Origin of the sequence: Roseomonas sp. HF4 (genome assembly GCF_005222755.1) — a bacterium.
GTDB lineage: Bacteria > Pseudomonadota > Alphaproteobacteria > Acetobacterales > Acetobacteraceae > Neoroseomonas.
In genome coordinates this window covers 79,692-92,312 of sequence record NZ_STGD01000001.1, presented here as the reverse complement: position 1 = coordinate 92,312, position 12,621 = coordinate 79,692, and the positions used below count along the sequence as shown (strand labels likewise).

Sequence of the window (12,621 nt, the reverse complement as noted above, 5' to 3'; positions counted from 1 at the left end):
CATGCGCAAGATGCTCCTCCCCGGCCTGGTCTCCGGCCTGCTGGCCGCCTGCGGCGCCCCCGGCGGCGGCGGAGACGAACAGCGGCTCCGGATGGCGGAAGCCGCCATGGCCTCGGGCAATACGGGTGCGGCGATCGGCATCGCGGGGCAGATCGCGGCCGAGAACCCGCGCGACGCGGCCGCGCAGCTGCGGCACGCGGAAATGCTTGCCGCCACCGGGCGCTGGCAGCCGGCGGCCGAGGCATTCGCGCGTGCCGTCGCGGCGGACGGCGCCTCGCGCCAGGCGCGGCTCGGCCTCGGCCGCGCGCGGCTGCGCGGCGGCGACATCGCGGGTGCGGAGGCCGCCTTCCGCGAGGCCGCCGCCGCCCTGCCGCAGGAGGCCGGCGCGCAGAGCGGGCTCGGCGTCGCGCTCGACCTGCAGGGCCGCCACGCCGAGGCGCAGGCCGCCTACCGCGGGGCCCTCGCGCTCGAGCCCGCGCATGTCGGCGCGCGCACGAACCTCGCGCTGTCGCTGACGCTGTCGGGTCAGGGGAGCGAGGCGGTGCAGATGCTCGAGACCGTCGCGCGCGCGCCGCAGGCGACGCCGCGGCAGCGGCACAACCTCGCGCTGGCCTATGCGGCGGCGGGCGACGCGCCGCGGGCGGCGGAGATGATGGCGCCCGAATTGGGTGACCGCAGCAGGGAGGCGGCGCTGGCCTGGCGGGCGGCGCTGGACGGGTCGTGAAGCGGCGCGGCTCCATCATCATCGAGTTCGCGCTGACGGGACCGCTGCTGTTCGCCCTGATGATGACGGTGCTGGAGGGCGCCTGGCAGGCGCTGACGGCTGCGACGCTCGACATCGGCGCGCGGGAGGCGAGCCGCTTCGGCGCGACCGGCGCCGCCGCGCCCGACTGGCTGCCCGCGCCGGCGCCGACCTCACGGGAAGATGCGGTGCGCCGCATCGTTCTCCATTTCGGTCCCTATGTGCTGCATCCGGACCGGCTGAACCTCAGCGTGGCCGCCTTTGCGGGGGCAAGCGCGCTCGGCGCGCGGGAGCAGGGCCAGGCCGGCGCCGGCGGGGCGGGCGAGACCGTCCTCTACGAGCTCACCTACGACCAGCCCTTCCTGTCGCCCTTTCCGGCCATGGTGCTCGGCCGCACCGTCATCGAGCACCGCTCCCGCATGATCGTGCGCAATGAGCCGTTCCCCGCCTCCTGACCGGCGCCGGCGCCGGGGCTCGATCGCGGTCGAGTTCACCCTGGTCGCGCCCATCCTGGCCATGCTCGGGCTCGCGGTGCTCGATGTCGTGGATTTCCTGCGCATCTCCCTCAGGATCGAGCGTACGGCCGGGGAGGTCGCGAACATCGTCGCGCAATACGAGGTGCTGCCCGAGGCGGAATTCGCGACGCTGTTCGATCTGGCCGGGCGCATCGCCGACCCCTGGCGGGTGACGCAGGATGATGGCGCGGTGATCCTGACGGGCCTCGCCAACCAGGGGCAGGGGACGGTCGTGCTGTGGCAGCGCCGCGCTGGGTCCTCCGGCTACCCGAGCGCCTTCGGCGCCGAGGGCGGCGTCGCCACCATCCCGGCGCGGTCGGGCGACCTCGTACTCGCGAGCGGGCAGGGGGCGGTCGTGACCGAGGTCTTCCTGGCACGCGAGCCCTGGATCCTGTCCGGCCGCTTCGTGCCGGGGGATCCCTTCACGCGGCTGCAGAGCTTCGCGCTGCAGCGGCCGCGCATGGTCTCCATCCTGCGGGTGAGTGCGCCATGACGCGATTCTGGACGGCGCTCCGCGACCGGCGCGGCGGCATCGCGATGCTGGCCGGCTTCGCGGCACTGCCGCTGCTCGCCATGGCCGGCGCGGCGATCGACCTGACGCGGCTCTACGTTCTCCACTCGCGCCTCGTCACCGCGACCGACGCGGCGGCGCTGGCCGGCGCGCGCGCGATCAACGAGGCCGACCGCGATACCCAGATCCAGCGCTGGTTCTGGGCGAATTTCACCCGCGACGCGCCGGCGTCGCGCACCGGCTTCATGGGGGCCGAGGTCACCTCCCTGACCATCGCGATCGAGGACCAGAGCCGCGTCGTGCGGGTGCGCGTCCGCGCGGCGATCCCGACGACGGTGCTGCGCCTGTTCGGCCAGGAGACGCTGGTCGCGCAGGCCGACCAGGCGGCGCGCCGGCAGGACCGGGGGATGGAACTGGCGCTCGTGCTCGACGTCACGGGCTCGATGGCCGGCGCATCCATGACGGCGCTGCGCGACTCCGCCAGCGAGATGATCAACATCCTCTACGGGCCGAACGAGACGGTGCCGAACCTCTGGGTCTCGGTCGTGCCCTACACGGCCACGGTCAATGTCGGGCGCGGGCGGGCGGGCTGGCTCGCGGCCGGCAGCCTGGACCCGTCCGACTACGGCTCGACTGTCTGGCGCGGCTGCGTGCAGGCCCGCCACCAGAACCGGGAGGACGAGACCGACACGCCGCCCACCATCGTGCCCTTCCGGCCGCATCTCTGGCCTTCGACCGTCGGGCGCTACACGCCGCATCTCGGCGACAATGAATGGACCAACGCCGCCATCACCGAGCCCAACCCCGAGAACCCGCCGAGCGACGCCGCACAGAACGGCCTCGGCAACAATGCCCGCGGCCCGAACCTCGGCTGCGGGCGTGCGATCCTACCGCTGAGCCAGCCGCGCAGCACCGTGCTGGCCGAGATCGCGGCGCTGCGCGCGACGCACCGCGGCGGCACCATGGCCAATCTCGGCCTGCAGATGGGCTGGGCCAGCCTGTCGCCGCGCTGGCGCGGGCTCTGGGGCAGTCCGACGCTGCCGCTCGCCTACGGCACGCCCTTCATGGACAAGGTGCTGGTGCTGATGACCGACGGCCAGAACGAATGGTACGATTGGCCCGAGGGCGCGCCCGGCGCCTGCCGCACCGGCGGCAGCAACCCGCCCTGCCAGTCGGGCTACTCCAGCAACGGCGACGCCGACATGACCGCCTATGGCCGGCTGCGGGAGAACCGGCTTGGCCTGGCCAGCGCGACCAACGCGAATGCGCGCTCCGAGATCAACGCCCGCATGGCGCGGCTCTGCACCAGCATCAAGGCGGCCGGCGTGGTGGTCTACACCATCACCTTCAACGTCTCGGCGAGCGCGACGCAGGATCTGTATCGCAGCTGCGCGACGCGGCCCGAATACTACTTCAACAGTCCGGACGGAACGGCGCTGCGCGCGGCGTTCCGGGAAATCGCGGGGCAGCTCGCCAACCTCCGGCTGGTGCGCTGAGCCCTTGTCCCGGGGCGGCGAAGGGCGTACGGCGCGCGCGGTCCGAACCCAGGGGTCTCCCGTGAACCGCCGCCAGCTCGCCGCCCTTCTCGCCGCCTCCGTCGCCATGCCCGCCGTCGCGCGCGCCCAGGGGGCCTGGCCGAGCCGCCCGGTCACGCTGCTGGTGCCCTTCGCGGCCGGCGGGTCGAACGACATCACCGCGCGCCTCATCGCGCCGCATCTGGAAGCCCGGCTCGGCCAGCCCTTCGTGGTCGAGAACCGACCGGGCGGCGGCGGGTCGCTCGGCATGGGCATGGTCGCGCGCGGCCGGCCGGACGGCTCGGTCTTCCTGGTCTCCTCGGCGTCGAACCACGTGTTCCACCCGCTGGTCTCGGGCGAGCTCGGCTACGACGTGCGCGACGCGCTGGCCGGCGTCTCGATCGTGGCCGACGTGCCGAACGTGCTCGCCGCCCATCCGGGCTTCGGCGTGACCGACGTGCAGGGCCTGATCGCCAAGGTGCGCGCGACGCGGGGTGGCGTGTCCTATGCCTCCTCGGGCGTCGGCACCTCGAACCACCTGGCGGGCGAGCTGTTCCGCCTGCGGACGGGACTCGAGCTGACCCATGTGCCCTATCGCGGCGGCGGGCCGGCCCTGAACGACCTCGTGGCCGGCACCGTGCCGATCGGCTTCATGAACCTGCCGACGGTGGTCCCGCCGGCCTCGGACGGCCGGGTGCGCATCCTGGCGGTCTGCACCGCCGAGCGCGTCTCGATCCGCCGCGATCTGCCGACCGTGACGGAACAGGGCGTGCCCGATTTCGCGATCCGGTCCTGGATGGGGATCTTCGCGCCGCGCGGCACCCCGGCGCCGATCATCGAGCGGCTCGCGACGGCGGTGCGGGAGTCGCTCGCCCTGCCGCAGGTGGCCGGGCGGCTGGTCGCGATCGGCAGCGAGCCCCTGCTGATGCCGCCGGCCGAGACCGATGCCTTCGTGCGCCAGGAATTCGACCGCTGGGCGCCGGTCGTGCGTGCCGCGGGAATCTCGACGCAGGGCTGAGCCCCCGCGTTGACGGGCTTCGCGACCCGGCCGTAGCGTCGCGCGCTGCCGAACGGAGAAGCGCGCGATGAGACTTCCGGGCCACGGGCGCTACGCCCACAGCGCGATCCCGCAGCGCCCGACCTATGAATGGCCGAACGGCGCGCGACTCGCGCTGGTGGTGTGCAACAACATCGAGGCCTTCGCGTATCGCGCCGGCCTCGGGTCCGACAGCACCGGCGCGGCTTCGCCGCAGGGCCAGCGCAACTATGCCTGGCGCGACTACGGCAACCGCGTGGGCCTGTGGAACATGCTCGACCTGCTGGACGAGCTGGACCTTCCCTGCGCGCACAACGTCAACGGTGCAGTGCTCGATGCCTGTCCCGAGATCGCCCCGGCGCTGAAGGCCCGCGGGGACGAGTTCATCGGCCACGGCCGGACCAACGCCGAACGCCAGGACGGCATGTGGGAGGAGGATGAGCGGCGCCTCATCGCGGAAAGCCGCGACGCCATCATCCGCCATGCCGGGGTCGCGCCGGCCGGCTGGCTCGGCCCCTACATCGCGCAGTCGGCGGTGACGCTCGATCTGCTGAAGGAGGAAGGCTTCTCCTACGTGATGGACTGGCCGGCGGACGACCAGCCCTTCTGGATGCGCACGCGAACGGGCCCGATCCTGTCGGTGCCCTATTCCATCGAGCTGAACGACAGCCCCGCGCAGATCTTCCGCCAGCACACCGGGCGCGAGTTCGCGCAGATGATCATCGACCAGTTCGACGAGATGCTGGAACAGTCGCGCAAGCGCCCGCTGGTTTGCTCGGTGGTGCTGCATCCCTTCATCGTGGGCCAGCCCTTCCGGCTTCGCGCGCTGCGCGATGCGCTGCGCCACATACTGTCGCACCGCGAAAGCCTGTGGGTGGCGCGGCCGGGGGAGGTCGCGCGCTACGCCGCCGCCCTGCCCAAGGGCGTGGTGCCGGGGTCGGAGGCGCTGGAATGAGCGACGCCGCCGCCGGCCGCGCGCGCGACTTCGCCGGCTACGGACGCAACCCGCCCGACCCGCGCTGGCCGGACGGCGCGCATGTCGTGTGCAACTTCGTCATCAACTACGAGGAAGGCGGCGAGCGCGCCGTGCCGGACGGCGACGCGGACAGCGAGGGCGCGCTGACCGAGGGCAGCACCGCCCCGGTGAAGGGCCGCGACCTCGCCGCGGAATCGATGTTCGCCTACGGGTCGCGTGCAGGCTTCTGGCGGCTGCACCGTATCTTCACCAAGCGCGGCCTGCCCTGCACGGTCTTCGCCGTGGCCCGCGCCCTGGAACGCAACCCCGAGGCCTGCGCGGCGATGCGCGAGGCCGGCTGGGACGTCGCCGGCCATGGCCTGCGGTGGGAGATGCACAACGCGATGGACGAGGCGACCGAGCGCGCCCGCATCGCCGAGGCGACCGCGATCATCGCGCGCTGCATCGGCGAACGGCCCGCCGGCTGGTACACGCGCTACGCGCCCTCGCTGAACACGCGCCGCCTGCTGCTGGACGCCGGCTACGACTACGACAGCGATGCCTATGACGACGAGATCCCGTACTGGGTGAAGACGGCCGGGCGGGATGCGCTGGTGGTGCCCTATTCGCTGGTCCACAACGACGTGCGGTTCCCGCGCATGGGCATGAGCTCCGGCACGGAATACTTCGACTACATGCGCGACGCGATCGAATGCGTGCTGCGGGAGGACCCGCCGCGCATGCTCTCCTTCGGCCTGCACAACCGCATCATCGCCCATCCGGGGCGCGCGATGGGGCTCGCGCGGCTGCTCGACTGGATCGCGCAGCATCCGCGCGTGGCGGTGATGCGGCGCATCGACATCGCCCGCCACTGGCGCCAGGAGCACCCGCCCGCATGACGCGCGACCTGCCGGCCTGGCGCTCCCTGCTCTATGTCCCCGCCAGCGCGGAGAAGTTCGTCGCCCGCGCGCATGAGCGCGGCGCGGATGCGGTGATCCTCGACCTCGAGGACGGTGTCGCACCGGATGCGAAGGCGGCCGCGCGCGCGGGGCTGCCGGCTTCCGTCGCCAGCGTGCGGCGGGGCGGCGCGGATGTGCTGGTGCGCATCAACCGCCCGTTGCGCCTGGCCGCGCAGGACATCGCCGCCGCCGTCGGCGCGGGCGCCGATGCGCTGGTCTGCACGAAGATCATGGGCGCGGAGCATGTGCGGCTGCTGTCGGAACTGACAGCGGAGTCGGAGGCCGAGGCGGGCCGCGCGATCGGGTCCGTCCGCTTCGTGGTGCTGGTGGAGGACGCGCCCGCACTCGCCCACGCGCAGGCCATCGCGGCGGCCGACCCGCGCGTGGTGGCGCTGGGCGTGGGTGGGGAGGATCTCGCGACCGACCTCGGCGCCGAACCCACGCCCGACGCGCTCGACCTGCCCAAGCGGATGGGCCTGGTGGCGGCGCGCGCGGCGGGGGTGCTGCCGCTCGGCTTCATCGGCACCGTCGCGGGGCTGAAGGACCTCGACGGCTATCGCGCGATGCTGCGGCGGTCGCGTGCCATCGGCTTCGCCTCTGCGTCCTGCGTCCATCCCTCCCAGGTGCCGATCCTGAACGAGGAATACGGCGCGCGGCCGGAGGAAGTGGAGCGCGCGAAGCGCCTGGTCGCGGCCTTCGAGGCGGCGCTGGCGGACGGCAAGGGCGCCGTCGCCTTCGAGGGCGACATGATCGACAAGCCGGTGGTGGACCGCGCGCGCCGGGTGATCGCGCGCGCGGGCTAGACCACGGCGGTCATGCCGCCATCGACGAAGATCAGCTGCCCGTGCACGAAGTCCGACGCCGGCGCGGCGAGGAACACCGCGGCGCCCACCAGCTCCTCCACGCGCCCCCACCGCCCGGCCGGCACGCGCTTGCACAGCCAGTCCGTGAAGGCCGGGTCCTGCACCAGCGCGCTGGTCAGTTCCGTATCGTAGTAGCCGGGTGCGACGCCGTTCACGTTGACGCCGTGCTTCGCCCATTCGGCGCAGAGGGTGCGCGTGAGCATGCGCAGCGCGCCCTTGCTGGCCGCATAGGGTGCGATGGTCGGGCGGCCGAGTTCGCTCTGCACGGAACAGATGGTGATGATCTTGCCGCGGCCGCGCGCGACCATGCGCTTGCCTGCCGCCTGGCAGCAGTACCAGACGCCGTCGAGGTTCACGTCCATGACGCGCCGCCAGGTCTCGGGCGGCATGTCCACGGACGCTGCGCGGAGGTTGATGCCGGCATTCGCGACGAGGATCGAAAGCGGCCCGTGCGCCGCCTCGACCGCGGCGATGCCGGCCTCCACCGCGGCGTGGTCCGTGACGTCGAAGGCGGCGGTCATCGCGCCCGGCACATGCGCGCGGGCCGCCTCCAGCTTCGCCGCGTCGCGGCCGTTCAGCACCACCTTGGCGCCGGCCTCCGCGAGCCCGCGCGCCAGCGCGAGCCCGATCCCCTGGCTCGATCCGGTCACCAGGGCGAGCTTCCCCGTCAGGTCGAACAGCGCGCGCGACATCGGCGTTTCCCCGTGTTAGGTCCGCGGGAAGGCTAGGGGGAGGATGCGCAGATGGACAAGCCGGGGCTGCTCGTGGTGGGCGTTCTGCCCGACTGGGACCTGACCGCGCTGGCGCAGCGCTTCACGCTGCACCTGCTCTACGAGGCACCCGACCGCGCCGCCTTCCTCGCGCAGCACGGCCCCGCGATCCGCGCCATCGCCACCAAGGGCGAACTCGGCGCCGACGCGGCGATGATGGATGCCTGCCCGGGCGCGAAGATCATCGCCTGCTACGGCGTCGGCGTGGACGCGATCGACCTTCCCGCCGCCCTTGCCCGCGGCATCGCCGTGACCAATACCCCCGACGTGCTGACCGAGGACGTGGCCGACATGGCCTTCGCCCTGCTGCTCGCGACCGCGCGCGCCATCCCGGAAGGCGATGCCTATGTGCGCACCGGCACCTGGGCGAGGCAGGGGCCGATGCGGCTCGCGACGCGCGTCTGGGGCAAGCGCATCGGTATCGTGGGCCTCGGCCGGATCGGGCGCGCCATCGCGCGGCGGGCGGAGGGCTTCGGCATGGACATCTCCTATTCCGGGAGGACGCGGAAGGACGTGCCCTACGCCTTCCACGCCTCGCCCGCCGCGATGGCGCCGCTGGTGGACATCTTCATGATCTCCGCGGCCGGCGGCGCTGGCACGGCTGGCCTCGTGGACCGTGCGGCGATCGAGGCGCTGGCCCCCGGCGCCATCTTCGTCAACGTCTCGCGCGGATCGGTGGTCGACGAGGCCACGCTGGTCGCAGCGCTGCGATCGGGGCGCATCGCCGCCGCCGGCCTCGACGTCTTCCACAACGAGCCCGCGATCGACCCGGTCTTCGCGACCTTCCCGAACGTCGTGCTTTCCCCGCACCAGGCCTCCGGCACGGTCGAGACGCGCAAGGCGATGGGCGCGCTGATGCTGGCCAACCTGGAGGCGCATTTCGGCGGCAAGCCACTGCCGACGCCGGTCGCATGATGCGTGCCGTCGTCATCCACGCCGCGCACGACCTCCGCGTGGAGAACCGTGCCGCCGGCGAGCCCGGACCAGGGCAGGTCCGCGTGCGCATCGAGGCCGGCGGCATCTGCGGGTCCGACCTGCACTACTTCCAGCATGGCGGCTTCGGCGCCATCCGCGTGAAGCACCCGATGGTGCTGGGTCACGAGGTGGCGGGCGTGATCGACGCCGTCGGCGCGGGCGTCGCGGGCCTCGCGCCGGGCCAGGCGGTGGCGGTCAACCCGTCGCTGCCCTGCGGGCGCTGCCGCTTCTGTCTTGAAGGCGCGCAGCAGCACTGCCTCGACATGCGTTTCTACGGCAGCGCGATGCGCGACCCGCATGTCGACGGCGGCTTCCGCGAGGCGCTGGTCTGCGAGGCGGCGCAGGCGGTGCCTCTCCCGCCCGGCCTCGATACGACCACGGCGGCCTTCGCCGAGCCGCTCGCCGTCTGCCTGCATGCCGCGCGGCAGGCGGGGCCGCTGCTCGGCCGGCGCGTGCTGGTGACGGGCTGCGGGCCGATCGGCGCGCTCGCCATCGCCGCCGCGCGAATGGGCGGTGCGCGGGAGATCGTCGCGACCGACCTCAGCGACGCGCCGAAGGCGGTCGCGCTGAAGATGGGCGCGGACCGCTTTCATGCCGACGCGGATGCCTTGGCCGCCTATGCCCCCGACAAGGGCTGGTTCGACGTGGCGCTGGAAGCCTCCGGCAGCCCGCGCGCGCTGCTTGGCATCCTGCCGGTGCTCAGGCCCGGCGGGACCATCGTGCAGATCGGCATCGGCGGCGACGCGCCGGTGCCCATGTCGGTGCTGGCGGCCAAGGAGATCACCTGGCGCGGCACCTTCCGCTTCCATGCGGAATTCGCCATGGCGGTTGAGGCGCTGGCGAAACGCGCCATCGATGCGACGCCGCTGCTGACCGGACGCTTCCCGATCGAACGCGCGCGCGAAGCCTTCGAACTCGCGGGCGACCGCGGCCGGGCGATGAAGGTGCAGATCGCGTTCTGATGGCGGGGAGGGCGCTGCCCTCCCCGGACCCCACCCGCCGAGGGCCGAAAGGCCCTCGGAACCCATCCTTGCAGCAGGGCACCACGTATTGGTTCCCAAAGGCCTTTCGGCCTTTGGTGGGGGTGCTCGAGGGGGCAAGGCCCCGTCGATCCGTCCTACGCCGCGTGCGTTCCCCGGATCGGGTAGTTCAACTCCTGGATCCGCTTCGCCCCGCGCGCGATGGCGGCGAGGTCCGGCCGCGCGAAGGGTGCGTTCGAGATGTCGACGATCTGCACCGTCCCTTCCGGGTTGATCAGGAACAGTCCCGGCTCGGCGAAGGGCCGGTCGGTTTCCTGCGGCGATCGCGGGTCGGACACATAGAGGCCGAGTTCGCGCATCTGCGCGACCGTCAGCCCGTAGCCGAGCGGGAAGCGCCACTTGAATTCCGCGAAGTCGGCCGCGGCCCTCTCCTCCGGGTCGGCGGAGACGGCCATCACCTGCACGCCGGCCTCGGCGAAGGCATCGATAAGCCCGTCGAGCGTCGTCAGGTAGGTCTTGCAGAGCGGGCAGTGCTTGCCGCGATAGACGACCAGCAGGCGCCAGCCCTCGGCGGCTGCAGGTGCGACCTCGCCGCCGCCGAGGCGGGGCGTGGCGATGGCGGGGAAGGGCGCGCCGGCGGCGAGCTTGGTGGGGTGCATCCGGTCTCTCCTTGGGGTCATGCGCCGAAGCAGGGCGCGCGGCGCGCCATGCCGCCGAACAGGTCGAGCATGCGCTCGCGCCAGGCATGGATCGCGTCGTCGGGCTCGACGAGCCGCAGCGGGCTCGTGCTGCGCGCCCACATGAAGGACCCGAAGACGATGTGGTCGGCATAGTCCGGCGCATCGCCGCCGAGGAAGCCGCGCCCCTTCAGTGCTTGGCGCAGCGGCGCGAGCGTCGCGCGGAAGGCGGGCAGCTTCTCCTCGCGCCCCGCGGTCACCTCGGCCAACGTCATGCCGAAGCGCTTCTCGCGGCTCGCGTGGAAATAGGCTGCGTGCTCGGGCGCCAGCAGCGGCGGGATGTCGGAGACGATCAGCCGCGCGATGCCCGCCTGCAGCACGGTGTCGTTCCAGGCGGCGACGAACAGGTAGGGTTCCGGATTGCCGCGCAGCAGCGACGGCGCGTCGGGATAGGCTTCGTCGAGATACTGCGCGATGGCCCAGGAATCGGCGATCGTGCGCGCGCCATCCACCAACACCGGCACCTTGTCGTGGCCCGCAAAGGACAGGCGGTCGGTCTCGGTGAAACGCCAGGGCATGCTCTCGAAGTCGAGCCCCTTCTGTGCCAGCGCCATGCGGGACCGCCAGCAATAGGGGCTGAAGATCCGCGCCGGATCCGTGCCGCAGAGTTCGTAGAGTTGCCGTGCCGCGCTCATGCCCGTGCCCCCGTGTTCGCCGCCGTCTGCCCGAACAGGATCGCGGCGGAGGCCGCGTTGACGGTCGGCGTGCTGTTGACCTCCTGCGCCCGCGCATAGGCGCGGACGGTGCCAGCGCGCGCACGCACCGCCTCGAACCAGCGCTTCAGGTGCGGGAAATCGGCCAGGTCCTGGCCCTGCCGTGCATGCGGCACGATCCAGGGGTAGGACGCCATGTCGGCGATGCCGTAGTCGTCGCCGGCCACGAATTCGCGGTCCGCGAGGCGCCGGTCGAGCACGCCATAGAGCCGGTTGGTCTCCCGCACGTAGCGGTCGATCGCGTAGGGGATCTTCTCCGGCGCGTATTGCCGGAAATGGTGGTTCTGGCCGGCCATGGGGCCCAATCCGCCCATCTGCCAGAACAGCCATTGCAGCGCCTCGGCCCGCGCATGCACCTGCGCGGGCGGTGGGACGAAACGCCCGATCTTGTCGGCGAGGTAGAGCAGGATCGCCCCGCTCTCGAACAGCGACACCGGACCGCCCGGCACGTCGTGGTCGACGATGGCGGGGATGCGGTTGTTCGGCGCGATGGCCAGGAAATCCGGCTTGAACTGGTCGCCGGCCGAGATGTTCACCGGGACGATGCGGTAGGGCAGGCCCGCCTCCTCGAGGAACATCGTCACCTTGTGGCCGTTCGGCGTGGTCCAGTAGTGCAGGTCGATCACGACAGCGTCCTTCGTGCGGGGGGGTCGAGCAGTGCCAGCGCCTGGCGTGCGGCGCCGTGCAGCAGGGCGGGCTCGGGCCGCGCGCGCGCCAGCACGCGCAGGCCCATGACGGTGGTCAGCAGCAGCCGCGCCAGGTCCCGCGCCGGCCGGGCGCGGGCGATGGTGCCGGCGCGCTGGCCGCGCAGCAGGCAGCGGCGGAAGAAGGCCTCGAGCTCCGCGAGCCGCGCCGCCACCACGCTGCCGATCCCGTCGTCATGCGGCGCCAGTTCGAGCGCGGTGTTGACCAGCAGGCAACCGCGCCGGTCGCTGAGCGAGCGTGCGACGATCTCGCCGAGGAACGCCTCGATCGCCGCGCGCGGCGGGAGGGTCGCCTCCAGACGCGCGATCCTCTCGCGCATGCTGGCATCGAGGTAGCGGTCGAGGCAGCGCGCGAACAGCGCATGTTTGTCGCCGAAGGCATTGTAGAGGCTGGCCGCGCCGAGCCCCATCGCGGCGCCGAGGTCGCGCACGGAGGTCGCGGCGTAGCCGTGGTCCCAGAAGCGCCGCGTGGCGGCGTCGAGGGCGGCATCCTCGTCGAAGGCGCGGGGGCGGGGCAGGGCGGGTCTCCGGTGTTCTGGATCGCTTGTTCCAGAACGTATGGAGCCTCCGCCCCAGAATCAAGCCCGCCTGCCAGGCACCGGGAAGGATGGCGACCGGCAGGGAAGAAGCCTGGGGGCAGCCTCCCC

The 12,621-nt window shown here is 72.5% G+C and carries 15 protein-coding genes; 10 read left to right on the top strand and 5 right to left on the bottom strand.

All coding sequences use genetic code 11. The annotated features are described in order from the left end of the window. Position 1 precedes the first annotated feature (1 nt). From E8M80_RS26425 to E8M80_RS00400, 8 genes are all read left to right on the top strand, one after another. Positions 2 to 724 (top strand): tetratricopeptide repeat protein, encoded by a 723-nt coding sequence (locus E8M80_RS26425; RefSeq protein ID WP_137123682.1) that lies wholly within the window; start codon positions 2 to 4, stop codon positions 722 to 724. Beyond that, positions 721 to 1,197, top strand: a complete 477-nt coding sequence (locus tag E8M80_RS00430; RefSeq protein WP_170979125.1) for a TadE/TadG family type IV pilus assembly protein — start codon at positions 721 to 723, stop codon at positions 1,195 to 1,197. Before E8M80_RS26425 ends, E8M80_RS00430 begins: the two co-directional genes overlap by 4 nt. After that, entirely contained in the window at positions 1,175 to 1,750 is a 576-nt protein-coding gene (locus E8M80_RS00425) for a TadE/TadG family type IV pilus assembly protein (RefSeq protein ID WP_137123680.1), read from the top strand. The genes E8M80_RS00430 and E8M80_RS00425 overlap by 23 nt, the downstream gene beginning before the upstream one ends. Then, a complete protein-coding gene (locus tag E8M80_RS00420; protein WP_137123679.1) occupies positions 1,747 to 3,264 on the top strand; it encodes a pilus assembly protein TadG-related protein in 1,518 nt (505 codons plus the stop codon). Before E8M80_RS00425 ends, E8M80_RS00420 begins: the two co-directional genes overlap by 4 nt. A 61-nt stretch (positions 3,265 to 3,325) precedes the next feature. Next, entirely contained in the window at positions 3,326 to 4,300 is a 975-nt protein-coding gene (locus E8M80_RS00415) for a tripartite tricarboxylate transporter substrate binding protein (protein ID WP_137123678.1), read from the top strand. Positions 4,301 to 4,367: 67 nt separating this feature from the next. Further along, entirely contained in the window at positions 4,368 to 5,273 is a 906-nt protein-coding gene (locus E8M80_RS00410) for a polysaccharide deacetylase family protein (RefSeq protein WP_137123677.1), read from the top strand. Further along, entirely contained in the window at positions 5,270 to 6,172 is a 903-nt protein-coding gene (locus E8M80_RS00405) for a polysaccharide deacetylase family protein (protein WP_137123676.1), read from the top strand. Before E8M80_RS00410 ends, E8M80_RS00405 begins: the two co-directional genes overlap by 4 nt. After that, on the top strand, positions 6,169 to 7,035 hold the full coding sequence (locus E8M80_RS00400) for a CoA ester lyase (protein WP_137123675.1): 867 nt from the start codon (positions 6,169 to 6,171) through the stop codon (positions 7,033 to 7,035). The genes E8M80_RS00405 and E8M80_RS00400 overlap by 4 nt, the downstream gene beginning before the upstream one ends. Here the strand turns inward: E8M80_RS00400 and E8M80_RS00395 are convergent. Next, positions 7,032 to 7,787 carry an SDR family oxidoreductase gene (locus tag E8M80_RS00395; RefSeq protein ID WP_137123674.1) on the bottom strand — a complete coding sequence of 252 codons (756 nt, stop codon included), beginning with the start codon at positions 7,785 to 7,787 and terminating at the stop codon, positions 7,032 to 7,034. The two genes, E8M80_RS00400 and E8M80_RS00395, sit on opposite strands and share 4 nt — an antisense overlap. Before the next feature lie 51 nt (positions 7,788 to 7,838). On the opposite strand from E8M80_RS00395, the gene E8M80_RS00390 reads away from it, so the two are divergent. Together E8M80_RS00390 and E8M80_RS00385 are read left to right on the top strand one after the other, a co-directional pair. Next, a complete protein-coding gene (locus tag E8M80_RS00390; RefSeq protein ID WP_137123673.1) occupies positions 7,839 to 8,780 on the top strand; it encodes a 2-hydroxyacid dehydrogenase in 942 nt (313 codons plus the stop codon). Further along, complete coding sequence (locus E8M80_RS00385; RefSeq protein WP_240789832.1) at positions 8,777 to 9,802, top strand: L-idonate 5-dehydrogenase; 1,026 nt, start codon at positions 8,777 to 8,779, stop codon at positions 9,800 to 9,802. Before E8M80_RS00390 ends, E8M80_RS00385 begins: the two co-directional genes overlap by 4 nt. A gap of 155 nt (positions 9,803 to 9,957) precedes the next feature. On the opposite strand, the gene E8M80_RS00380 is transcribed toward E8M80_RS00385, so the two are convergent. From E8M80_RS00380 to E8M80_RS00365, 4 genes are read right to left on the bottom strand one after another with little or no spacing between them, the layout of a single operon-like run. Next, positions 9,958 to 10,479, bottom strand: coding sequence for a redoxin domain-containing protein (locus E8M80_RS00380; protein ID WP_137123672.1), 522 nt, complete (start codon positions 10,477 to 10,479; stop codon positions 9,958 to 9,960). Between the two features lie 17 nt (positions 10,480 to 10,496). Next, a complete protein-coding gene (locus E8M80_RS00375; protein ID WP_137123671.1) occupies positions 10,497 to 11,192 on the bottom strand; it encodes a glutathione S-transferase family protein in 696 nt (231 codons plus the stop codon). Further along, a complete protein-coding gene (locus tag E8M80_RS00370) occupies positions 11,189 to 11,896 on the bottom strand; it encodes a glutathione binding-like protein (RefSeq protein ID WP_137123670.1) in 708 nt (235 codons plus the stop codon). The genes E8M80_RS00375 and E8M80_RS00370 overlap by 4 nt, the downstream gene beginning before the upstream one ends. Continuing rightward, positions 11,893 to 12,492 carry a TetR/AcrR family transcriptional regulator gene (locus E8M80_RS00365; RefSeq protein WP_137123669.1) on the bottom strand — a complete coding sequence of 200 codons (600 nt, stop codon included), beginning with the start codon at positions 12,490 to 12,492 and terminating at the stop codon, positions 11,893 to 11,895. The genes E8M80_RS00370 and E8M80_RS00365 overlap by 4 nt, the downstream gene beginning before the upstream one ends. Between the last annotated feature and the right edge of the window lie 129 nt (positions 12,493 to 12,621).